The sequence below is a fragment of the Streptomyces sp. NPDC058401 genome (assembly GCF_042722885.1).
GTDB lineage: Bacteria > Actinomycetota > Actinomycetes > Streptomycetales > Streptomycetaceae > Streptomyces.
Genome location: NZ_JBHXKA010000040.1, coordinates 41,543 through 63,267 on the forward strand (window position 1 = coordinate 41,543; position 21,725 = coordinate 63,267).

The following is a 21,725-nucleotide window of genomic DNA, read 5'->3' on the forward strand; positions in this document are numbered from 1 at the left end:
TCACGCGCGGCGGTTTCCTTTGCAGGGCCTGCGCAAACGTAACGGTCCGGTGGTGAAGGCACCCCTGCGGTTCACCTCCGGCCGGGCACGGTCTAGGGTTCGGGCGGAAACCGGACCAGTAGCGACAGCGGCGTGCGAAGGCCGGGCGGGACGACGGCGCACGGCGCACGGCGCGATCGGGGGACTTGGTCATGGACCGGAGCAGCACACAGGGGCAGGCCGAGCCGGCGGAGCAGCCGGCGCGCGTGGTGACGCTCACGTCCGGGGACTTTACCCTCACCGTGAACCCCGTCGACGGCAGCGAGATCGTCCGGACGCACCGCCCCGGCGGCGAGCCCGCCCCCACCCCCGTCAAGCGCACCCCCGCCGCCCGCGCCTCCGCGGCGGCCGCCGCACGGCCCCCCGTACCGCCGGGCGCCCCCGCCGGTGCGCGGACCCTGCTGGGCCGCGAGGAAGAGCGCGACCGCCTCGTACGCCTCCTCGCGCGCGGCCGCTCCGTACGGCTGACCGGACCGTCCGGATCCGGACGCACGGCGCTGCTCGACGCGGTCGCCGACGCCTGCGCGGACCTCGCCCCCGACGGGGTCGTACGGCTCTGCGCCCAAGGACACCAGCAGCCCGGCGAGCTGCTCCAGGCGCTGTACGCCACCGTGTACGAAGCCCCGGCCGAGCGCCCCGACCGCTCCGGGCTCCTCGCCCGGGTCGCGGAGATAGGCGCCGTCGTCCTCGTCGACGACCTCGAAATGGGCGGCACCGCCCTCGACGAACTGCTGCGGGCCACGCCCGAGTGCGCCTACCTGCTGGCCGCCACCCCCGACACCCGCGCCCCCTCCGACGACTCGCACCTCGAAGAGGTCTTCCTCGGCGGGCTGCCCCGCGCCGACTGCGTGGCCCTGCTCGAAGCGGGCACCGGACGGGCCCTGACCGACGAGGAAACGGCCTGGGCGGGCGACCTGAGCTTCGCCTCCGAGGGACTGCCGCTGCGCTTCGTCCAGGCGGCCGCACTGCTGCGACAGCGCGACGAACTCAACCGCGCCGACCAGGGCGAAGGCGACGACGGGGAAGAGCCCGGCGTCTTCGAGGAGAAGCCGCGCGACACCGTCTTCGTGCCGCTGCCCACGCTGGCCGAGGCCGCCGCCCCGGCGGAGCTGCTCGCCTCCCGGGTCAGCGAGTCGGCGCGGGCCGCGCTGCGGATCGCCTGCGCGCTGGGCGGAGAGGTGCCGCACCACGCACACCTGCCCGCGCTGGTCGGCGACACGCACGCCGACACGGCCCTCGCGGAACTCCTCGAATGCGGGCTGCTGAGCCCCGTCGGGACGCGCTACCAGCTGGCCGCGGGGGTCGCACGACAGCTGGAGGACATCGGCTACGGGGACACCGCGGCCGAGGAAGCCCGTACGGCCGCCCGGCACTACGCCTGGTGGACCGGCCACACCTCGGTCAGCCCCGGGCGGGTCGCGGCGGAGGCCGACGCGGTGCTCGCGGCGCTGGCCGGCGCCGATGTGGTGGCCGCGGTACTGCTGGCGCGGACGGCGGCTCCGGCGTTCGCGGCCTCCCTGCACTGGGAGGCCTGGGAGCGGGTGCTGCGCGCGGGCGCGGAGGCCGCACGCAAGGCCGGCGAGGTCGCGGAGCAGGCGTACTTCCACCACGAGCTGGGCGTACTGGCCCTGTGCGAGGGCCGCCTCGACCGGGCGCGGGCCGAGCTGGAGGCCTCGACCGGGCTGCGCGGTGCGCTGGCCGACAAGCGGGGGACCGTCGCGGGACGGCGTGCGCTGGCCCTGGTCACCGACCGGGAGGCGGCGGAGACCCAGGTCTCGCCGCCGCTGCGGCTGGCTCCGCCGACCGCGGCCGAGGCCGGTGGCGGGACCGGGGGAGCGGCGCGGGCGGCCGGGCCGGCTGCGGGTGTCGCCGGTGTGGCGGGGATACCGGGTGTGGCGGGTCTGTCGGGCATCGCGGGTGCCGTGGCTGCTGCGGGTGTTCCGCCGGTTGCCGGGGCACCGGGTGGTGCGGGCGTGCCGGGCATGGCCGGCGTCCCGCCGGTTCTCGGCGGTCCGGGTGCTCCGCCGGTCCCCGGGGCTGCGGGGGCCGCGCTGCCTCCCGGGCTTCCGGGACTGCCCGGGGCCGCCGGTGCTGCGCAGGTTCCTCCCGTACCCGGAGTTTCCGGGGCCGCCAGGCCTGCCGGGGCCATGCCGTTCCCTGAGGTGCGCAGCGGTCCGGGCGTTTCCGGTGCTGCGGGGACTTCGTTGGCTGCTGGTGCTGGTGCTGGTGCTGGTGCTGGTGCTGGTGCTGGTGCTGGTGCTGGTGCTGCGGGGGTGCCGTCGGTTCCGGGTGTTCCCGGTGTTCCCGGTGTTCCGGGTGCTCCCGGGAAGCCGTCCGCTGCCGGGGTTCCGGTGGCTCCCGCGGCTCCGGTGACTCCGGCGACCCTGTCGAAGGCCCTCGCTGCCCTGCCCGGGGAGGGCCCCGTGCCCGAGCGGGCCGCGCCGCGGCCCCCGGAGGCCTTCACGACGGTCGTGCCCGCGGTGGCGCCGCCCGGCTCCGTCGCGCCGGCGACCCTGGCCGAGGTGTTCGAGGACGCCTTCCCGCTCACCCCCGAGCCGGCCCCCGCGCCCAAGCCGCTGCCCGCGCAGAAGCCGAGGCGGGGCCGCAAGCCGTTGCTGCTGGCCGCGGCCGGGGCGGTGGGCGCCGTGGTGCTGGGCACGGTGGTCGCACTGGCGATGAACACGGACGAGAAGCCTCCGGCGCAGGCGCCGGCGGTCTCCACGACCCCGAGCTCGGAGGAGGAGGCGCAGCCGAGTACTCCGGGTCCGAGCGGAAGCGATCCCGCGCCGCAGCCGGAGGCCTCGTCCCCGACCGCGCAGGCACCGGGCACGACCCCGTCGCCGCGCAAGTCCCCTTCGGGCAAGCCGACTCCGACGCCGACTCCTTCGTCGTCGACCCCGACGAGCCCGACCTCGCCGCCGGCGTCGAGCTCGGCCCCGCCCGTGAGCACCCCGCCGGCTTCCCCGAGCCCGTCCGCGACCCCGTCGCCGAGCCCCTCGAAGACGGATCCGACCGACGAGCCGAAGCCCCCGGTGGCGGAGACGGGCGGAACGCAGAACGCCGCCCCCTGACGGCAGGCCCTCCGGGGCCCGCCGTCGGAGCGGCGTACGTCGTGCTCTAGAACAGGCGGAGCTTGTCGTCCTCGATGCCGCGCATCGCGTTGTAGTCGAGGACGACGCAGTCCATGCCGCGGTCGTTCGCCAGGACGCGGGCCTGGGGCTTGATCTCCTGGGCCGCGAAGATGCCCTTGACGGGTGCCAGGTGCGGGTCCCGGTTCAGGAGCTCCAGGTACCGGGTGAGCTGTTCGACGCCGTCGATCTCGCCGCGGCGCTTGATCTCCACCGCCACCGTCCCGCCGTTGGCGTCCCGGCACAGGATGTCGACCGGTCCGATCGCGGTCATGTACTCGCGGCGGATCAGCGTGTAGCCCTCGCCGAGGGTCTCGATCCGGTCGGCCAGCAGCTCCTGCAGGTGCGCCTCGACCCCGTCCTTGATCAGACCCGGGTCGGTGCCCAGCTCGTGCGAGGAGTCGTGGAGGACTTCCTCCATGGTGATGATGAGCTTCTCGCCCGCCTTGTTGACGACGGTCCAGACGCCGGCGTCGTCGCCGCTCCCCTCCTTGAGGGTGCAGGGCGGGGACATCCAGTTGAGCGGTTTGTACGCTCGGTCGTCCGCGTGGATCGAGACACTGCCGTCGGCCTTCACGAGGATCAGACGGGGTGCCGAGGGCAGATGGGCGGTGAGCCGGCCCGCGTAATCGACGGAGCAGCGGGCAATGACGAGACGCATGGTCGGCAACGCTACTCGACGAGAAGGCCTGCACGCGATTCGCCCCCGAAAGCCCCGTTCGAGGATGGCGCGTTGTATGCGCATTCTCCTGGTGCGGTACCCAGCGGGCGCCTACCGTGGTGAGCGGGAGGTTGCGAAGCGTGCACACTGCGTCGCGATCTCCCTCCCTGCCCGTAAGGCTCCGGCAACCCAATCGGCCGGAGTCGCGAGAGGAGAACCCATGTCGCTCGACGTCTCACCGGCCCTACTCGAACAGGCCGAGCGAGGCGAGGTCGACGAAGCCGCTTTCGTCGACTGCGTCCGGACCTCCCTGCCCTACGCATGGGAGATGATCAGCTCGCTGGTGGCCCAGCTCAAGGTGGACGGCGGACAGTTCGCCGACAACCAGACGCCGCCGCCCGACGAGCAGGCGCGTGGCCAGCTGCTGCGTGCCCTTGCGAGTGACGCGATACGGGGTGCGCTGCAGCGCCACTTCGGAGTGCGCCTGGCATTCCAGAACTGCCACCGGGTAGCGGTCTTCCCGCTGGACTCCGCGGTGGACGACCGGCTGGCCAAGTTCACTTCGATCCGTGGTCAGCTGCTCAACCAGTCGCCCGAAATGCGCGACTGTTAGCAGAAGGATCCGCACCACCGCACTGCGCACCACCTCATCACCGCACTGCCGTACCACCGCACTGCCGTACCACCGCACGGCCGTACGACCGTATCGCCGCACGACCGGTACCTCGCTGCCGCTCCGGTGCCAACGGAGCGGCAGCCCTGGTCTCAGCCGAGCCGGGGCAGCACCTCGGCGCCGAGGCGCCGGAGGTTCTCCTCGGTGGAGGCGAGATCGCCCGATCCCTCCGTCAGCAGGGCGAACCGCGTGATGCCCGTACGCTCCGACGTGGCCGCGAGCCGGTCGGCCGCCAGCTCGGGCGTGCCCACGGGATGCAGGTCGCACAGGAGCTCGGTGTACGCCACCGGGTCCCGCATCGCCCGCTGCCGTCCGTCCACCGTGACGTGCGCGTCCAGGCCCTGCTTGAGCCAGCCCGGCATCGCCTTCAGCAGCGTTTCGCGGGCGTCCGCCGTCCGGTCCGCCAGCTGGCAGACCCCGGCCGACACGTGCCCCGCCTCCGGCGAGCGCCCCGCGGCCCGCGCCGTACGCCGCCACAGCTCGACCATGGCGGCCTTGTCCTCGTCCCCGCAGTGCATGCCCAGCAGCATCGGCAGTCCGCGCTCCGCGGCCAGCCGTACCGAGCGGGGGGAGGTGCAGGCGACGATCAGTTCCGGCCCCGTCCCGTCCCCGTCGAGCGCCTCCGACGCACGCGGTACGACGGCCACTTCGCGGAAGCCGTCCCGGCCGCCGGCCGTCGCCGCGGGTGCCCCCACGCGCGGCTCGGCCAGCCAGCGGCGCAGCAGGTCCAGGTCCTCCGGGAAGCGGTTCTCGTACGCGTCGAGCCCACCGCCGAAGACCTCCAGGTCCACCCAGGGACCGCCCCGGCCGACCCCCAGGGTGAACCGCCCCTCCGAGGCCAGGTGCAGCAGGGCCGCCTGCTCGCCCAGGGCCACCGGGTGGGTGTTCGGCAGCACGCTCACCGCGGTGCCCACGCGCAGCCGCCGGGTGCGGCCCAGCATCAGGGCCGCCAGGGTCACCGCCGACGGGCAGACCCCGTACGGGACGAAGTGGTGTTCGGCGAGCCAGACCGAGTCGAGTCCGGCCTCCTCGGCCACCTCGGCGGTCCGCACCGCCCGGTGCAGTGCCTCGCCCTGTCCCTGGCCCGGGAACTGGGCTGCCAGTACAAATGCTCCTACGCGCATCGCCTTTAGCCTCCTCGCGGCTGACGCGGCCTCCCCCAGGTGGACCGGTTTCCTCATCGGCAACAACGTCTGACACGTGCCAAAGGCACGGCCTGACCGGAAAGTTATTGGGATTGTCAGGCCAGTCGCGCCGACCGGCTGCCGAGTCCGGTGGTCGTCCTTCGGCCACCCTGCGGGTACCCGCTCTCGCTGCGCGTAGTCTGGGAGAAAGTCACTGCCGTCCGCCCATCCGTGAGGTATACGTGTCACCGCGCCACAACCGCCCCAGGGGCGGCGAGAATCCAGCCGATCGTTCGGACCAGGGCTCGGGCCCCGGCGGCCTGGACCGGTACGGCCTGGAGCGCACGGAGGAGTACCAGGGCGAGGACTGGAAGGTCCGGCACGTCGCGGGCGCGAGCGCCGCGGGCAAGCGCTACCGCTGCCCCGGCTGCGACCAGGAGATTCCCTCGGGCACCCCGCACCTGGTGGCCTGGCCCGAGTACGGCGGGGTCGACGACCGCCGGCACTGGCACAAGGCCTGCTGGAACGCGAAGGACCGCCGCACCTCCAAGGTGCAGCGGTCCCGCAACGCTCCCAAGCACTAGCCGTCCCGGTAGCGACGGCCTAGACGTCCCGGCGGCCGACCACCACGTACGAGGCGGCGACCGCGGCGCCCGTCACCAGCAGGATCAGGACCATGTGGTGCAGGCTGCCCGGGAGCGCCATGCTGCTGCCCGACGCCGGGTCGGCGGCGTCGGTCGGCATCCCGAACAGCTCCATCATCGCCACCGGCACGTTGTACTTGAGCAGGGTCCGGCCGACCGGGGCGACGGCCTCCCAGATGCTGAGCACCGCCCCTATCACCGGCGGCAGCGTGACGACGCCGAGCATCACGGCGATCGCCCCCGCCGAATGCCGCACCAGCGCCCCGATCGCCAGGGCCAGCACGCCGAGCAGGGTGACGTAGAAGCTGCCCACCAGGCCGGAGGCCCATTCGGAAGCCGGATGCGGCCCGGCGCCGGGGCCGTCGCGCAGGATCGAGGCGGTGAGCCCGACCAGGCAGACCGACCCGGCCGTGGTGAGGAACGCGGTGAGGCCGAAGACGAGGTACTTCGCGGTGAGCACCCGGTACCGGTCGGGGGCGGCCGTGAAGGTGGTGCGGGCCAGGCCGGTGCCGTGCTCGGAGGTGATCGTCAGCACCCCGAGCACCATCACCGCGAGCTGCCCGACCAGCAGCCCGAAGAGGGCGGGAGCGATGAACGGCATCTGCTCGTAGTCCACGTCCCCGGTCTGCACGATGACCGTGCCGCCGATGCCCACGACGAGCAGCACCAGCGAGCCGAGCGTCCACATCGTGGAGCGCACCGAGATCAGCTTCGTCCACTCCGAGGCCAGCGCGTGCCCCAGGTGCGGCCTGGGGGTCGGCAGGGGCGAGGTGTAGCCCACCGGGCCCTGGTCCCCGGCGGTCGCGGTCGTCGGGGCGGTCATCGGGTGTCCTCGGGCTTCTGGGCGGGGGTGCGCACGGGGTCGGGGGAGCGCACCGGGTCGGGGGAGCGCGTGGCGCCCGGTTCGGCCTCGGGTCCGGCCCCGGCCAGCTCGCCGGGGCTGCCGGGCATCAGGAACGGCCGGCTGCCGGTCCCGGGCGGCGGGGGCGCGAAGAAGCCCGCCTGCGGGACCTGGAGGGCCTCGGCCGCCGCCTCTTCCTCCCATTTGGGGACGCTCAGCGGTTCGGGCTCCCAGAGCTCGGCACGGGGGTCCTCGGTGGAGGTGTACTCGACGGAGGACTGCGTCATCCGCATGTACGCCTCCTCCAGCGAGGCCCGGTGCGGCGACAGCTCCCACAGCCGTACGCCGGCCGCGTGCGCGAGGTCGGAGATCTGCGGCAGCTCCAGCCCGGTCACCCGCAGCGCCCCGTCGGGCTCCCGCAGGACCCGTCCGCCGGCCTTGGTGAGCACCGAGCCGAGGGTGTCCCAGCCGCCCGGGTCGGTGTCGGCCGTGCGGACCCGGGCGAATCCGGCCGAGTTGTGGGTGATGAAGTCCTGGGTGCCCATGTCGGCGAGCAGCCGGCCCCGGCCGATCACGATCAGGTGGTCGGCGGTCAGGGCCATCTCGCTCATGAGGTGCGAGGAGACGAAGACGGTGCGGCCCTCGGAGGCGAGCCGGCGCATCAGATTGCGGACCCAGAGGATGCCCTCGGGGTCGAGCCCGTTGACCGGCTCGTCGAAGAGCAGCACCTGGGGGTCGCCGAGCAGGGCGGTCGCGATGCCGAGCCGCTGGCCCATGCCGAGCGAGAAGCCCTTGGCGCGCTGCCGGGCCACGTCCTGCAGGCCCACGACGCCCAGGACCTCGTCCACCCGCTTCTCGGGGATCCCGGAGAGCTGGGCGATCGACAGCAGGTGGGTGCGGGCCCGGCGGCCGCCGTGGACGGCCTTGGCGTCGAGCAGGGCTCCGACGTGCCGCTGGGCGTTCGGCAGCTCCCGGAAGGGCTGGCCGTTGATCGTGACCCGGCCGGCGGTGGGCCGGTCCAGGCCGACGATCATGCGCATCGTGGTGGACTTCCCGGAGCCGTTGGGCCCCAGGAATCCCGTCACGTGACCGGGCTTGACCTGGAAGGAAAGGTCGTCGACAGCGGTCTTCGCGCCGAAGCGCTTGGTCAGGCCGACTGCCTCGATCATCTTGCTGCCCCTTGCCAGGCCGGGACGACTCTCGCCCGCGTAAGGGTTAAGAGGATATCCAGTCCCTTGCGGTTCCACGTCGTCCCCGACCCTGAGCTACCCCTGAGAACCGACCCGGGGATCTCCCGTACTACGTCAGACGTCCGTCTTCCTGCCGTTTCCTTCCGTCAGGCGTCCCTCTTCTTGAGGACGAGGTAGCCGCCGAGCACGGCCGCCAGCACCCACAGGGCCATGATCCCGAAACCGCCCCAGGGGCCGTAGGGCACCTTCTCGCTGCCCATCGCCCCCGGGATCACCTGCATGATCTTGGAACCGGCCTGGTCGGGGAAGTACTGGGCCACCTTCCGGGTCGCCGGGACCGCCCCGAGGATGTTCGAGACCAGGAGGAAGAACGGCATCAGGATGCCGAGCGAGAGCATCGAGCTGCGCAGCATGGTGGCCACGCCCATGGAGAACAGCGCGAGCATCGCCATGTACAGCCCGGCCCCGAAGACGGCGCGCAGCACGTTCGGCTCGTCGATGCCGATGCTGCGCTCGCCCAGGATCGCCTGTCCGATGAAGAAGGACGCGAAGCTGGTGATCAGACCCACGATCAGCGCGAGCCCGGTGGCGACGAGGAGCTTGCCGGCCAGGAAGCCGCCGCGCCGGGGCACGGCCGCGAGCGAGGTGCGGATCATGCCCGAGCTGTACTCGGTACCCACGACCAGCACGCCGAACACGATCATCGCGAGCTGGCCGAGGGACATGCCGGCGAAGCTGGCCAGGGTCGGGTCGAAGGTGGCCTGCTCCTGCGGGGGCATGTCCTTGAAGGAGGAGTTGATGAAGATGCAGAGCAGGGAGCTGATGCCGACGGTGACGATGGCGGCCGAGGCCAGGGTCCAGACGGTCGAGGCGACCGAACGGATCTTGGTCCACTCGGACTGCAGGACGGCGGGGAAGGCGGACATGTCACTTACCGCCCTTGCGCTGAGCATCGAATCCGGCGCCCCAGGCGGGTACGTCGGCCGGGCGTGCCGGGTTGTCCGCGGCCATGCCGGGACCGGCCGGGAACCCGGACACCCCCGGTGCGTGGGCGTGGTACTCGACGGAGTCCGCCGTCATGCGCATGAACGCTTCCTCCAGTGAAGCCCGCTGCGGGCTGAGTTCGTGCAGCACGATCTGGTGCTGGGCGGCCAGCTCGCCGAGCTGCTCCGACTCCACGCCGTCGATCTCCAGTGCGCCGGTGGCCGGGACGCTGATCGCGTCGATCCCGGCCTCGTGCAGGACGTCCTTGAGGCGTTCCTGCTGCGGGGTGCGCACGCGCACGTAGCTGCGGGAGTTCTGCTGGATGAAATCGGCCATGGACAGGTCGGCGAGCAGCTTTCCCTGTCCGATGACGACCAAATGCTCGGCGGTCAGGGCCATTTCGCTCATCAGGTGAGAAGAAACGAAGATCGTCCTTCCCTCTGCCGCGAGCCCCTTCATCAGATTGCGGATCCAGAGAATTCCCTCCGGGTCCAGACCATTGACGGGTTCGTCGAACATCAGGATCTCCGGGTCGCCGAGCAGCGCGGAGGCGATGCCGAGCCGCTGGCCCATACCCAGCGAGAATCCCTTGGACTTCTTGTTCGCCACGGCCGTCAGACCGACCAGGTCCAGCACCTCGGAGACCCGGCTGCGCGGGATCCGGTTCGACTGGGCGAGGCAGAGCAGGTTGTTGTAGGCGCTGCGGCCGCCGTTCATCGCCTTCGCGTCCAGCAGTGCCCCGATGTACTTCAGCGGCTCCGGCAGGTCCCGGTAGTGCTTCCCGTCGATCCGGACCGTACCGCTGGTCGGATTGTCGAGGTCGAGCATCATGCGCATGGTCGTGGACTTGCCCGCCCCGTTGGGGCCGAGGAAGCCCGTGACCACCCCCGGTCTGACCTGGAAGCTGAGGTTGTCCACGGCGGTCTTCGCGCCGAATCGTTTCGTAAGGCCCTCGAGCTCGATCATTCCGCCACGCTAGAACGCCCGAGGGCCCTACGCCACCTCTCACAGGTGACGAAGGGCCCTCGGTGTCGAAGCGGATTATTGGCTTCCGCGTACTGGTGCCGGAAGCCTTCCGACGACTAGCGGCTCTGCTGCGCCGGAACGCCGCGGGTGACCGGCTCGTCGTCGATCGGCGCGGAGGCGGCGGCGACCGCGGCACCCGTCAGCGTCGCCAGCATCTCGCGGACGTTGGTGAGCTGCGCGTTGATCGAGTCGCGGCGGTTGGTGAGCGCCGCCAGCTCGCGCTCGGACTCGCTGCGGATCCGGTCGGCCTTGGCGTTCGCGTCGGCCACGATGTCCTCGGCCTGGCGCTGCGCGGTCTCCACGGTCTGGCGGGCGCGGCGCTCGGCGTCCGTACGGAGCTTCTCGGCCTCCAGGCGCAGCTGCTCCGCGCGGTGCTCGATCTCCGCGAGACGCTTCTCGGCCTTGGCCTGACGGCCGGCCAGGTCGCGCTCGGACTGCTCGCGGCGCTTGGCCAGGTTCGTCTCGAAGTCCGCGGCGGCCTGGGCGGCCTTGGCGCGGGTCTCCTCGAAGAGCGCGTCGGCCTCCTCGCGCTTGGAGGCCGCGTCCTTCTGGGCCTCGGTGCGCAGCGAAGCGGCGTCGCCCTTGGCCTTCTCGACGATCCGGACACCCTCGTCCTCGGCCGTCGACTTCCGGTCGGCGGCGAACGACTCGGCGTCGTTGCGCACCTGCTGGGCGGCCGACTCGGCGAGCTCGCGGTGCTGCTCGGCCGCGCGACGGGCCTCCTCACGGAGGTCCTTCGCCTCCTCCTCGGCCAGGCGCAGGATCTTCTCGACCCGGGCGCCGAGACCGGCGTACGACGGCTCGGCGTCGTTCACCTGAGCCTGGGCGTTCTGCGTCTCGAGGTGCAACTCCTCGATCCGCTTTTCCAGAGAGTTGATACGTCCGAGGGCGCTGTCACGGTCGGAGACCAGCTTGGTGATGCGGTCGTCCACCTGACCGCGGTCGTAACCACGCCGCACGAGCTCGAAGCCGAAGGGGGAGGATGTGTCGCTCATGGGGTTCCTGTCGAATGAGACCGATGAGGTGCTACGCGGGGTGTTAGGTGTTAAGGGGAATCCTAGGCGCCAGGACGGCGTGTCATCGAGTCAATCCGCGTTTGATCTGGACAATGACACCCCTTTTGAGTGGCAAGGCGACAGAATGCTTGTCACTCGTTCGCCTGAACCTCCATCAGGAGCACAGAGTCGAGCGTGCTGACTAGCCCTCTGACGTCTTGCCACCCGAACGAGTGGAACCCGCTGTCGCACCGGCCTTCACGCCCCCCGCGCCCTGGCCGCCGACCCCGGTCTTTCCGCCACCCGAAGGCGCCTCGAATGATTCCAACGCCTCAAGAACGTCCTGGACACGGGAGATCTCCGCCTGAATGTCCTCGCGCCTGCGCACGAGCACCTCCAGCTCGCGGCGGCCCTCGTCGACGAGCCGCTCGGCCTCCGCCGTGGCCTCCGCGAGCTTGCCCTCGGCGGCCCGGACCAGTTCGGCCTTCTTCTGCTCGGCCTCCTTGAGCAGCGCCTCCGCCTTGCGCACCGCCGCGATGCGGACCTTGCTCGCCTCGCTGCTCGCGTCCGACACCAGCGACTTGGCCTTCGCGTCGGCCTCGACGCTCTGCTCGGTCGCCGCCCGCACCAGCTTGTCCACGCGCTCGCCGGCCGACTTCATCTGCTCGGCCGACTCCCGGCGGGCCCGCTCGTGCAGCTCCTCGACCTCCGCCTCGACGCGGCCGCGCAGCTCCTCCGCCCGATCCCTTATGGCCGACGCGTCGCTGCGCGCCCCGACCAGCAGTTCATCGGCGTCCGTACGGGCCTTCTCCACCAGGGAGTTGCCCTCCACGGTCGCCTCCGAGCTGATCCGCGCGGCCTCCTTGCGGGCCGCGTCGACCATCGCGTCCGCCTGCTCCTCGGCCGCCGTCGTGGCGGCCAGGGCCTGCTTCTGGGCGTCCCCGGTGAGCTTCTCGGCCTCCGAGGAGGCCTCCGTGATGAGCCGGTCGACCTGCGTCGCGGCCTCGCTGCGGCGCTTGTTGGCCTCTTCGCGGGCCTCGTCCAGCACCCGCTCCGACTCGGTGCGCGCCTCGCTGCGGATCCGCTCCGCCTCGGTGGCGGCCTCGGCCTTGACCCGCTCGGCCTCGGACCGGGTACGGGTCGCGTGCTCCTGCGCCGAGGACAGCGCCTCGGCGGCCTCGGCACGCAGCCGCTCGGCCTCGTTCGCCGCCTCGCCGACCGTGCGCTCGGTGTCCTTGCGGGTCTGCTCGGTGAGCCGGTCCGCCTCCGCGACGGCCTCGCCGACCAGGTGGTCCGCCTGCTCGGCGGCCTCGGTACGGATCCGGCCCGCCTCGGCGCGCGCCTCGTCCAGCGTCCGCTCGGACTCCCGCTCGGCGCCCGCCAGGGTCTCGTTCGCCGCGACCGTGACCCGGTCCGCCTCCGCGGTGGCCTCGCCGATGATCCGGCCGCCCTCCGCGCGGGCGTCGTCCAGGGTGCGCGCCGCCTCGGCAAGCAGCCGGTCGGCCTCCGCCGCCGCTTCGCCGACGGTGGCCTCGTTCGCCGTGCGCGTCTCCTCGACGAGCCGGTCGCCCTCGGTGCGCGCATCGACGAGGATCCCCGTCGCGTCCCGCTCGGCCCCGGCCAGCGTCTGCGCGGCCTGCGCCGTGAGCTGCTCCGCCTTCGCCTTCGCCGCGTCCAGGGCGGCGGCCGCCTCGGCCCGCAGCGCCTCGGCCGCGGCCCCGGCCTCACCGACCGTCAGCGCATTGGCCGCACGGGTCTCCTCGGTGAGCCGCTCCGCCTCCGAGGCGGCCTCGGTGATCAGGCGGTCCGCCTGCTCGGCGGCCTCCGTGCGCAGCCGGTTCGCCTCGGAGCGGGCCTCGTCCAGCGTGCCCGCGGCCTCGGTACGGGTCGCCTCGGCGGCGGCCTCTGCCTCGGCCGTCAGCCGCTCCGCCTCCGCGGCGGCCGCGGTGACCGTGGCCTCGTTGGCCGCGCGGGTCTCCTCGGTGCGCAGCTCCGCCGCGGCCGTGGCCTCCGCGAGGATCCGGCCGCCCTCGGCGCGGGCGGCCTCCAGGGACTCCGCGGCCTCGCCGCGGATCCGGTTGGCATCGTCCCGGGCGTCGGCCTTCGTACGGGCCGCATCGCGCTCGGAGGCGGCCAGTGCGTCGGTGGCCTCCGTACGCACCCGCTGCGCGTACTCCGCCGTGTCCGTGCGCAGCTGCTCGGCCTCGGCCGCGGTGTCCGTGCGCAGCCGCTCGGCCTCGGCGATGGCGTCGCCGACCGTGCGCGCCGCCAGTTCCTTCGCCGCGTCCGTCTCGGTGCGCGCCTCGGTGCGGATCCGGTTGGCGTCCTCGGTGGCCCGCTCCCGCTCCGCGTACGCGTCGGCGCGGACCCGGCCGGACTCCTCCTCGGCCTCCGTCTTCGTGCGCTCCGCCGCGTGCTCGGCCGCGCTGCGCAGCCCCGCGACCTCTTCCTCGGCCTGCTCGTGCAGCCCGGCCACGGCGTCGCGCACCTGCTGGGCGGTGGCCTCGGCCGCCGCGACCACCTCGGACGCGCGCCGCTCGGCCTCCTCGGTGAGCCAGACGGCCTCGGCCGTGGCGTCCTCGGAACGCTTGCGGGCCTGGGCGAGGAGCTCCTCGCTCTCCTCGCGGGCCTGCGCCCGCTCGCTCTCCGCGTCCGTACGCGCCGAAGCCAGGGTCTCCTCGGACTCCCGGCGGCGCCTCGCGGCCTCCTCCTGGGCGGCGGCCAGCGCCTCGGCGGCCTCCTGCGCGACCCGCTCGGCGGCGGCCTTGGCCTCCGCGCGCAGCCGGTCCGCGGTCTCCTGCGCCTCGGTGCGCAGCCGCTCCGCCTCCGCCTCGGCCTCGCCGGTCAGCCGTACGGCGGCCTGCTCGGCCTCCGCGCGGGCCCGGCCGGCGTCCTCGGCGGCCTCGGTGCGCAGCTGCTCGGCCTCCGCCTCGGACTGCGCCTGCAGCGTGCGGATGCGCTCCGCGGACTCCGCGCGGAGCCGGTCGCTCTCCTCGGTGGTCTCCTTGCGGATGTTCTCGGCGGCCGCCCGGGCATCGCGCAGCGTCTGCTCGGCGGTCCCCAGGCGTGCCTCGGCGTCGGTGTGCAGCCGGACGAGCTCCTCGTCGGCCTCCGCCCGCTTCGCCGACAGGGCCCGCTCGGTCTCCTCGCGCCGCACGGCCGCCGCGGCGTCCGCCTCGGCCCGTACCGACTCCGCCTGCTCCTCGGCCTCCGCGCGCAGCCGCTCGGCCTCGGCGCGGGTCCGCTCCAGGGTCTCCTCGGCTTGCCTCCGCAGAGTGGTGGCCCGCTCGACGGCTTCGCCGCGGACCCGCTCGCTCTCGGCGTTCGCCCCGGCGCGCACCTCGTCGGCGTCGGCGCGGGACTTGCCCAGCAGCTCCTCGGCGGTGCGGGCCGCCTCCTCGATCTGCTGGACCGCCTCGCGGCGGGCCTCGCCGCGGATCCGCTCGCCCTCGGCGACGGCCTCCGCGCGCAGCTGCTCGGCCTCGCCGCGCAGCCGGCGGGCCTCCTCCTGGAGCTCGACCGTACGGGCCCGGTACTCCTCCGTGTCGTCCTTCGCGGCGCCCTTGAGCTCATCGGCCGTGGCCGCGGCCTGGGCGCGCAGCCGCTCGGCCTCCGCCTCGGCCTCGCCGCGGATCCGCTCGGCCTCCTCGGACGCCGCCCGGGTGGTGGCGCGGGCGTCCTCCGAGGCCTTGTTCAGGACCTCCTCGGCGGTGCGGGCCGCCTTCGCCAGCTGGGCCGCCGTGTCCTCGGCCGCCGCCGTACGGGCCTGCTCGCCGGCCTCCTTGCGCAGCCGGTCGGTCTCCGCGCGGGCATCGGCGAGCGCCTGCTCGGCCTCGGCCTTGAGGGTCTCGGCCTCCTTGTTGGCCTCGCCGACCAGGCGGGCCACCTGCTCCTTGGCCGTACGGGTGCGCTGCTCGTTGACCGACTCCGCCGAGGCGAGCTGCCGTGCGGCGCTCTCCTTGGCCTCCGCGAGGAGCTTCTCCGCGGCCCCGCGCGCCTCGCGCAGGGCCCCTTCGGCCTCCTGCGTGCGCTGCTCCGCGACCCGGCCCAGGTCCATGGTCTGGCGGCGGGTCTGCTCGGCCTCGGCGGAGGTGGTGGAGCGCAGCCGCTCCGCGTGCTCGGTGGCCTCCTGGGCCTGCGCGGAGGCGGCGGTCAGCAGCCGCTCGGCCTCCTTGCGGGCGCGCAGCAGCGTCGACTCGGCTTCGGCGCGGGCGGATTCGTTCTCGGAGGCGAGCCTGCGGGTGGCCTCGGAGGCGACCCGGGCGGCCTCGGCGCGCGCGGTGTTGAGGGTCTGCTCGGCCTCGACGCGGGACTCGTCCATGAGCCGGCGGGCCTGCGCCTCGGTGCGGGCGCGCAACTGCTCGGCCCAGGCGACGTTCTCGTTGACGTGGGCTTCCACCGTCTGGCGGCGCTCGCTCAGTTCCTGGTCCAGGCGCTGGCGGCGGTTGACGGCCTCGGCGTGCAGCTCGGCCTGGAGCCGCGCCTGGTGCTCGGCGTGCTCCTGGAGGATGCGCTGCGTCTGCGCCCGGACGTCGCGCAGTTCGCGCTCGGCGTCGGAACGCATCTGGTCGGCCTGGATCTGGGCATTGCGGAGCAGCTGCTCCGCCTGGTACCCCATGTCCGCGCCGTCGTAGGCGGGGCGGGACGCCAGGTTGCGGCGTACCTCGTGGAGCTTGGCGCGCAGCACCTCGACCTGGTACCCCAGGTCATCGGCGTGCTGGACGGCCTTCCCGCGTTCCTTCTTCAGCCGCTCCATCTCGGCTTCGAAGCGCGAGAGATGGTCGGCCTCGGCCTGATGGCTCTCCTGGCTTTCGTAGCCCCGCACAGCGCGGTCCCATCCGTCCCCTGGTCGCAAGCCCGATCCCAAACGAGCGCCGTCCGCCCGCTGAACGACGCCCCCGGGGAATGGTGTCAGATCCCGGGTCGGGCGATACAGGCCCCGACCCCGTCCCCGCACCGAACCCCGGCCGAGCCAAAGCCACTCTACCGGCCGGGGAAACGGGACATCAGTGCCCTCGTGCGGGAACCCCGGTGAGCTGACCCCGGGGAGATTCGCTCTTCGGGTCCGCGGAGTGCTTATTTGCGGTGTTCGAATGCATGTGTCCGGGCTGGAACGTACCGTCGTCGACGTGAAGCTCGTGGTGCAGGTCAAGCTGCTGCCGACAGCGCACCAGGAGTCGGCGCTCGCGGCGACCTTGCGCGCTTACACGCGCGAGTACGCCTACGCCGAGATCAAAGAGCGGTGGGGCCTCGGCGCGCAGGCCGCCCAGCATGTGATCAAGAAGACGCGCTACGGAAGCCCGGGATGACTGATCCGGCCAAGAAGCTGCGCGCCATCGCTCCCTCGTTCGTGGCGCTCGGCCCGTCAGGCGTGGCGATACGCGACCGCCTCAAGGCTCTGAGCGCCGAGGACGAGAGGGTTCTGCGGTTGGTAGGCGCGCTTCAGGGCGCCCTGGCTTCCGGTGACCTCAAGCGGCGGTGTGCGGACGGCCTCGGCCACTCCACCGACACGTGGGCGGCCCGTAAGCGGGACCTGACGAAGGAGTCCTCGTCGCGGATTGCCGGGGCGATCACCAAGGCCGGCCACGATCAATGGGCGCTTGCCCGGCGTTGCGAGGCCGCGCACATCCAGAATCTGGACGCCGGCATTCGCACACTGCGCCACCGCCTGGCCCTCCCCATCGGGGAGAAGGGCGGCAAGCGGGCTGCCGGCGGTCGGGTCCGGGTGGTCCGGGGCGGGAAGCGGCTGGCGAAGACCCGCCACCACCTGACCGAGGCCCAGCTCACCGAGGAGCAGTGGCGGGCCCGCTGGGAAGCCGAACGCTGGTTCCTGGCCGCTGACGGCGAGTCCGGGAAACGGTTCGGGAACGAGACGATCCGTGTCACCCCTGACGGCGAGGTGTCGGTCAAGCTCCCGGCCGCGCTCGCCCACCTGGCCAACGCCAAACGCGGCCGGTATGTCCTGGCCTGCCGTATTGCGTTCGCGCACAGGGGCGAGGAATGGGCCGACCGCATCGCAGCGAACCGGGCCGTGGCCTATCGAATCCACCTGGATGTGGAGCGCGGCCGCTGGTACCTGACCGCGACCTGGCAACGCCCCGTCGTCCGGACGGTCCCGCTCGCCACCGCCCGCGCGAACGGCATGGTCGGCGTCGATACCAACGCCGACCACTTCGCCGCCTACCGACTCGACCCGCACAGCAATCCCGTCGGCGAGCCGCACCGCTTCCCCTACGACCTGTCCGGCACCGCTGATCACCGCGACGCCCAGATCCGCCATGCCATCACCCGGCTGCTGCACTGGGCGAAAGGTGCCGGCGTCCGGGCCATCGCGGTCGAAGACCTCGACTTCACCACCGAGAAGACCCGCGAGAAGCACGGCCGCAGGAAACGGTTCCGGCAGCTCATCTCCGGCATCCCGACCGGCAAGCCAAGGGCCCGGCTCGTCTCGATGGCCGCAGCACACGGTCTCTCGATCGTCACGGTCGACCCGGCTTACACGTCCCTGTGGGGAGGCCGGTACTGGCAAGAGCCGCTGGTCACCCCGCGTCGAAAGATGTCCCGTCACGATGCCGCGGGCATCGCGATCGGGCGACGCGCCCTCGGACACCCGATCCGGCGACGGACGGCACCGCCCCCACACGACCGGAGTGATCGTGTGGGGCATCGGACCGCCCAGGCCGGACCGGGCACCCGCAGGCGTGAGGGAAACCGCCCGCCCATCACGGACCGGCTTCATGGAGAGCCGATGCCGAGTGGGAAGAGAACGCGGGGACCCAGTGCATCCAAAACCGTTCGGGATGCGCCCAGTGAGGGGGAGCGGGTCCAAGACTCACTCCTGCACACCGGCTAGGAATGGTTGCTCGTGACCAGTTCGGTGAGGACGCCGTGGCAGTCCTTGGGGTGCAGGAAGGTGATCGAGGAGCCCATGGAGCCGGTGCGGGGCTGGTCGTAGAGGACGCGGACGCCCTTGCCGCGGATGGCCTCCGAGTCGCCCTGGACGTCCTCGGTGCCGAAGGCGATGTGGTGCACGCCCTCGCCGTTCTTGGCCAGCCACTTGCCGACCGCCGAGTCCTCGCGGGTGGGCTCCAGGAGCTGGAGGTACGAGGCTCCGCCGTCGGAGGTCTCGTTGATCTTCAGCATGGCTTCGCGGACGCCCTGCTCCTCGTTGACCTCGGAGTGGAACACCTCGAAGCCGTACGTGGCACGGTAGAACTCAACCGTCTTGTCCAGGTCGAAGCAGGCGATCCCGATGTGGTCGATTCTTGTCAGCATGGACACAGTGCAGCGCTACCGGAGGCGGTTACGCAACGTGCGCGCGATCACACTGACGGGCCGGTGACGGCACGGGTACCGCTCAGTACATTCGGGTAAACCCTCGTTCACTCCTCATCTCAAGGGGCTGTGCTCCATGTCCGGAACGAACAACACCACGTCAGTGATCGTCGCCGGGGCCCGCACGCCCATGGGGCGACTGCTCGGCTCGCTGAAGTCCTTCTCGGGTGCCGACCTCGGCGGCTTCGCCATCAAGTCCGCGCTGGAACGGGCCGGGATCTCCGGCGACCAGGTCCAGTACGTGATCATGGGCCAGGTGCTCCAGGCCGGCGCGGGCCAGATCCCGGCCCGCCAGGCCGCCGTCAAGGGCGGGATCCCCATGAACGTGCCCGCGCTCACCATCAACAAGGTGTGCCTGTCGGGTCTCGACGCCATCGCCCTGGCCGACCAGCTCATCCGCGCCGGGGAGTTCGACATCGTGGTCGCGGGCGGTCAGGAGTCCATGACCAACGCCCCGCACCTGCTGCCGAAGTCCCGCGAGGGCTTCAAGTACGGCGCCATCGAGATGCTCGACGCGATGGCCTACGACGGCCTCACCGACGCCTTCGAGAACATCGCGATGGGCGAGTCCACCGAGAAGCACAACACCCGCCTCGGCATCGAGCGGGCCCCGCAGGACGCGTTCGCGGCCACCTCCCACCAGCGCGCCGCCGCCGCGCAGAAGAACGGCGTCTTCGAGGCCGAGATCACCCCGGTCGAGATCCCGCAGCGCAAGGGCGAGCCGGTGGTGTTCTCGCAGGACGAGGGCATCCGCGCCGAGACCACCGTCGAATCCCTCGGAAAGCTGCGCCCGGCCTTCACCAAGGACGGCACCATCACCGCGGGCACCTCCTCGCAGATCAGCGACGGCGCCGCCGCCGTGGTCGTGATGAGCAAGGCCAAGGCCGAGGAACTGGGTCTGGAGTGGCTCGCCGAGATCGGCGCCCACGGCAACGTGGCGGGCCCGGACAACTCGCTCCAGTCGCAGCCCTCCAACGCGATCCTGCACGCCCTGAAGAAGGAGGGCCTGGGCGTCGAGGACCTCGACCTCATCGAGATCAACGAGGCCTTCGCGGCGGTCGCCGTGCAGTCAATGAAGGACCTCGGCGTGACCCCGGAAAAGGTGAACGTCAACGGCGGCGCCATCGCCCTGGGTCACCCGATCGGCATGTCCGGCGCCCGCGTGGTGCTGCACCTGGCGCTGGAGCTCAAGCGCCGCGGCGGCGGGGTCGGCGCGGCCGCCCTGTGCGGCGGCGGCGGCCAGGGCGACGCCCTGATCGTCCGCGTCCCGTAGCAGCAGCCGTACCCGTACCCGTACGAGAACCGAGGAGCGCAGCAAGAATGACGGCGGTGGACGTCCCCCAGCTGGTGGCCCAGGCCCGTGAGGGCAGGCCGCGAGCGGTCGCCCGGCTGATCTCGCTGGTCGAGGGGGCGTCCCCGCAGCTGCGCGAGGTGATGGCGGCGCTGGCGCCGCTCACGGGCAACGCGTACGTGGTGGGCCTCACCGGCTCCCCGGGCGTCGGCAAGTCCACGACCACCTCGGCGCTGGTCTCCGCGTACCGGCAGGCCGGCAAGCGGGTCGGGGTCCTGGCCGTCGACCCGTCCTCGCCGTTCAGCGGTGGCGCGCTGCTCGGCGACCGGGTGCGGATGTCGGACCACGCCTCCGACCCGGGGGTCTACATCCGCTCCATGGCCACCCGCGGCCACCTGGGCGGACTGGCCTGGTCCGCCCCGCAGGCGATCCGGGTGCTGGATGCGGCCGGCTGCGAGGTGATCCTGGTCGAGACCGTCGGGGTCGGGCAGTCGGAGGTGGAGATCGCGGCGCAGGCCGACACCTCGGTGGTGCTGCTGGCCCCCGGGATGGGCGACGGGATCCAGGCCGCGAAGGCGGGCATCCTGGAGATCGGCGACGTCTACGTGGTGAACAAGGCCGACCGGGACGGCGCCGACGCCACCGCCCGGGAGCTGAACCACATGCTGAGCCTGGGGGAGTCCCGGGGCAAGGGCGACTGGCGGCCGCCGATCGTGAAGACGGTCGCGGCGCGCGGTACCGGCATCGACGAGCTGGTCGAGGCGCTGGAGAAGCACCGGGCGTGGATGGACGAGCGCGGGGTGCTGGCGCAGCGGCGTACTGCCCGTGCCGCGCGCGAGGTGGAGACGATCGCGATCACCGCCCTGCGGGCCCGGCTGGCCGACGTGCACGGCGACACCCGGCTGGACGCGCTGGCCGGGCGGGTGGCGGCGGGGGAGCTGGATCCGTACGCGGCCTCGGACGCGCTGCTGGCGACCCTGACGGAAGCGGCGGAAGCGACGCAAGCGGCGCATGCGCCGGAACCGGCGGATCCCGCGGAACCGGATGCGGGGTCCGCGGGCCGGTCATAGACTGGCGAACGCCCGGAATGCCCCAACGCAGGGAGGTTTCATGGCGAAGCGCGGCAACAAGAAGCGAGCCCGCAAGAAGAAGAAGGCCAACCACGGAAAGCGTCCCAACTCCTGACCGTGGCGACTGACCACACACGGAAGCCGCACCCCGTCCAGGGGGTGCGGCTTCGGTGCGTGCGGGGTCCTAGTTGTTGTTGTCGTTCTCGTCGTCGTCGTTGTCGTTGTTGTCGTGGGACACGGTGGCCTTGCCCGACGTGGGGTCGACGTGGACGTTCGTCGTGTTGCCGCCGGACTTGATCTCCACGTCCCAGTAGGGCTTGCCGCCGTTGTCGTCGTCGTCGTCCCACTGCACCGACCAGACCTGGCCGGGATGGGCGGCGACGGCGGCCTTCATGGCCTGCTGGGCGGTGACCTTCGCGGCGACCAGGGCGGCGTCCTCGTTCCCGTCGTCGTCGTTCTGGTCCGTGTTCTCGACGGCGACCGCTCCGGTGGCCGCGGTGACGAGCAGCTCCGTGTTGCTGCCGTCCTTGCCGATCACGTTCACGTGCCAGACGGTGCCGTCCTTGTCGAGGGACTCGACGACTCCGGGGTGGCCCTTCAGGGCCGCCGCGGCGGCCCCCTCGGCATCGACCGCGGCGCGCAGGGGCGCGGAGAGAACTCGTCCGATCGGCCGGCCGCTGGGAGGAGCCCACCGCCTATCCCCAGAAGGGCCTGGAAAACAACA

At 72.4% G+C, this 21,725-nt stretch carries 17 protein-coding genes and 1 pseudogene; 8 read left to right on the forward strand and 10 right to left on the reverse strand.

Annotation, left to right across the window (positions count from 1 at the left end; all coding sequences use genetic code 11):
* Positions 1 to 191: 191 nt before the first annotated feature.
* Positions 192 to 3,110 (forward strand): ATP-binding protein, encoded by a 2,919-nt coding sequence (locus ACFWNV_RS17345; RefSeq protein WP_383947132.1) that lies wholly within the window; start codon positions 192 to 194, stop codon positions 3,108 to 3,110.
* 46 nt (positions 3,111 to 3,156) lie between these two features.
* Here ACFWNV_RS17345 and nucS read toward each other — a convergent pair whose 3' ends face one another.
* On the reverse strand, positions 3,157 to 3,828 hold the full coding sequence (gene nucS, locus ACFWNV_RS17350) for an endonuclease NucS (protein WP_383947135.1): 672 nt from the start codon (positions 3,826 to 3,828) through the stop codon (positions 3,157 to 3,159).
* Positions 3,829 to 4,048: 220 nt separating this feature from the next.
* On the opposite strand from nucS, the gene ACFWNV_RS17355 reads away from it, so the two are divergent.
* Positions 4,049 to 4,441 carry an SCO5389 family protein gene (locus ACFWNV_RS17355; protein WP_327254974.1) on the forward strand — a complete coding sequence of 131 codons (393 nt, stop codon included), beginning with the start codon at positions 4,049 to 4,051 and terminating at the stop codon, positions 4,439 to 4,441.
* Positions 4,442 to 4,593: 152 nt separating this feature from the next.
* On the opposite strand, the gene ACFWNV_RS17360 is transcribed toward ACFWNV_RS17355, so the two are convergent.
* Positions 4,594 to 5,625 (reverse strand): LLM class flavin-dependent oxidoreductase, encoded by a 1,032-nt coding sequence (locus ACFWNV_RS17360; RefSeq protein ID WP_383947138.1) that lies wholly within the window; start codon positions 5,623 to 5,625, stop codon positions 4,594 to 4,596.
* Positions 5,626 to 5,867: 242 nt separating this feature from the next.
* Between ACFWNV_RS17360 and ACFWNV_RS17365 the strand changes: the two genes are divergently transcribed.
* Positions 5,868 to 6,209 carry an ATP/GTP-binding protein gene (locus ACFWNV_RS17365; RefSeq protein WP_383947141.1) on the forward strand — a complete coding sequence of 114 codons (342 nt, stop codon included), beginning with the start codon at positions 5,868 to 5,870 and terminating at the stop codon, positions 6,207 to 6,209.
* Positions 6,210 to 6,228: 19 nt separating this feature from the next.
* Here ACFWNV_RS17365 and ACFWNV_RS17370 read toward each other — a convergent pair whose 3' ends face one another.
* The 6 genes from ACFWNV_RS17370 to scy form a co-directional block, all read right to left on the reverse strand.
* Complete coding sequence (locus ACFWNV_RS17370; protein ID WP_383947144.1) at positions 6,229 to 7,092, reverse strand: ABC transporter permease; 864 nt, start codon at positions 7,090 to 7,092, stop codon at positions 6,229 to 6,231.
* Positions 7,089 to 8,279 carry an ABC transporter ATP-binding protein gene (locus tag ACFWNV_RS17375; protein ID WP_383947147.1) on the reverse strand — a complete coding sequence of 397 codons (1,191 nt, stop codon included), beginning with the start codon at positions 8,277 to 8,279 and terminating at the stop codon, positions 7,089 to 7,091. Before ACFWNV_RS17375 ends, ACFWNV_RS17370 begins: the two co-directional genes overlap by 4 nt.
* A 167-nt stretch (positions 8,280 to 8,446) precedes the next feature.
* Positions 8,447 to 9,226 carry an ABC transporter permease gene (locus tag ACFWNV_RS17380; protein ID WP_383947150.1) on the reverse strand — a complete coding sequence of 260 codons (780 nt, stop codon included), beginning with the start codon at positions 9,224 to 9,226 and terminating at the stop codon, positions 8,447 to 8,449.
* A 1-nt stretch (position 9,227) separates the two neighbouring features.
* Complete coding sequence (locus tag ACFWNV_RS17385; RefSeq protein WP_383947154.1) at positions 9,228 to 10,250, reverse strand: ABC transporter ATP-binding protein; 1,023 nt, start codon at positions 10,248 to 10,250, stop codon at positions 9,228 to 9,230.
* A 116-nt stretch (positions 10,251 to 10,366) separates the two neighbouring features.
* Positions 10,367 to 11,305 carry a cellulose-binding protein gene (locus ACFWNV_RS17390; RefSeq protein WP_243336252.1) on the reverse strand — a complete coding sequence of 313 codons (939 nt, stop codon included), beginning with the start codon at positions 11,303 to 11,305 and terminating at the stop codon, positions 10,367 to 10,369.
* Positions 11,306 to 11,507: 202 nt separating this feature from the next.
* Entirely contained in the window at positions 11,508 to 16,130 is a 4,623-nt protein-coding gene (gene scy / locus ACFWNV_RS17395; RefSeq protein ID WP_383947158.1) for a polarized growth protein Scy, read from the reverse strand.
* Positions 16,131 to 16,398: 268 nt separating this feature from the next.
* Between scy and ACFWNV_RS17400 the strand changes: the two are divergent.
* Both ACFWNV_RS17400 and ACFWNV_RS17405 read left to right on the forward strand, forming a co-directional pair.
* Positions 16,399 to 16,593: pseudogene (locus ACFWNV_RS17400) on the forward strand (RNA-guided endonuclease TnpB family protein); the annotation flags it as partial.
* A gap of 17 nt (positions 16,594 to 16,610) precedes the next feature.
* Positions 16,611 to 18,158, forward strand: coding sequence for an IS200/IS605 family accessory protein TnpB-related protein (locus ACFWNV_RS17405; protein WP_383947161.1), 1,548 nt, complete (start codon positions 16,611 to 16,613; stop codon positions 18,156 to 18,158).
* Here ACFWNV_RS17405 and mce read toward each other — a convergent pair.
* The gene (mce, locus tag ACFWNV_RS17410) at positions 18,155 to 18,580 is read right to left on the reverse strand and encodes a methylmalonyl-CoA epimerase (protein ID WP_383947164.1); all 426 of its coding nucleotides are present in this window, start codon (positions 18,578 to 18,580) and stop codon (positions 18,155 to 18,157) included. The genes ACFWNV_RS17405 and mce overlap by 4 nt on opposite strands.
* Positions 18,581 to 18,716: 136 nt before the next feature.
* Between mce and ACFWNV_RS17415 the strand changes: the two genes are divergently transcribed.
* The 3 genes from ACFWNV_RS17415 to ACFWNV_RS17425 are packed head-to-tail and all read left to right on the forward strand — an operon-like array spanning position 18,717 to position 21,116.
* Entirely contained in the window at positions 18,717 to 19,913 is a 1,197-nt protein-coding gene (locus ACFWNV_RS17415) for an acetyl-CoA C-acetyltransferase (RefSeq protein ID WP_383947167.1), read from the forward strand.
* Between the two features lie 47 nt (positions 19,914 to 19,960).
* The gene (gene meaB / locus ACFWNV_RS17420) at positions 19,961 to 21,001 is read left to right on the forward strand and encodes a methylmalonyl Co-A mutase-associated GTPase MeaB (protein ID WP_383947171.1); all 1,041 of its coding nucleotides are present in this window, start codon (positions 19,961 to 19,963) and stop codon (positions 20,999 to 21,001) included.
* A gap of 40 nt (positions 21,002 to 21,041) precedes the next feature.
* The gene (locus tag ACFWNV_RS17425) at positions 21,042 to 21,116 is read left to right on the forward strand and encodes a 50S ribosomal protein bL37 (RefSeq protein ID WP_383947182.1); all 75 of its coding nucleotides are present in this window, start codon (positions 21,042 to 21,044) and stop codon (positions 21,114 to 21,116) included.
* A gap of 69 nt (positions 21,117 to 21,185) precedes the next feature.
* Here the strand turns inward: ACFWNV_RS17425 and ACFWNV_RS17430 are convergent.
* On the reverse strand, positions 21,186 to 21,725 hold a 540-nt coding region (locus tag ACFWNV_RS17430), incomplete at its 5' end, for a PepSY domain-containing protein (protein WP_383947174.1).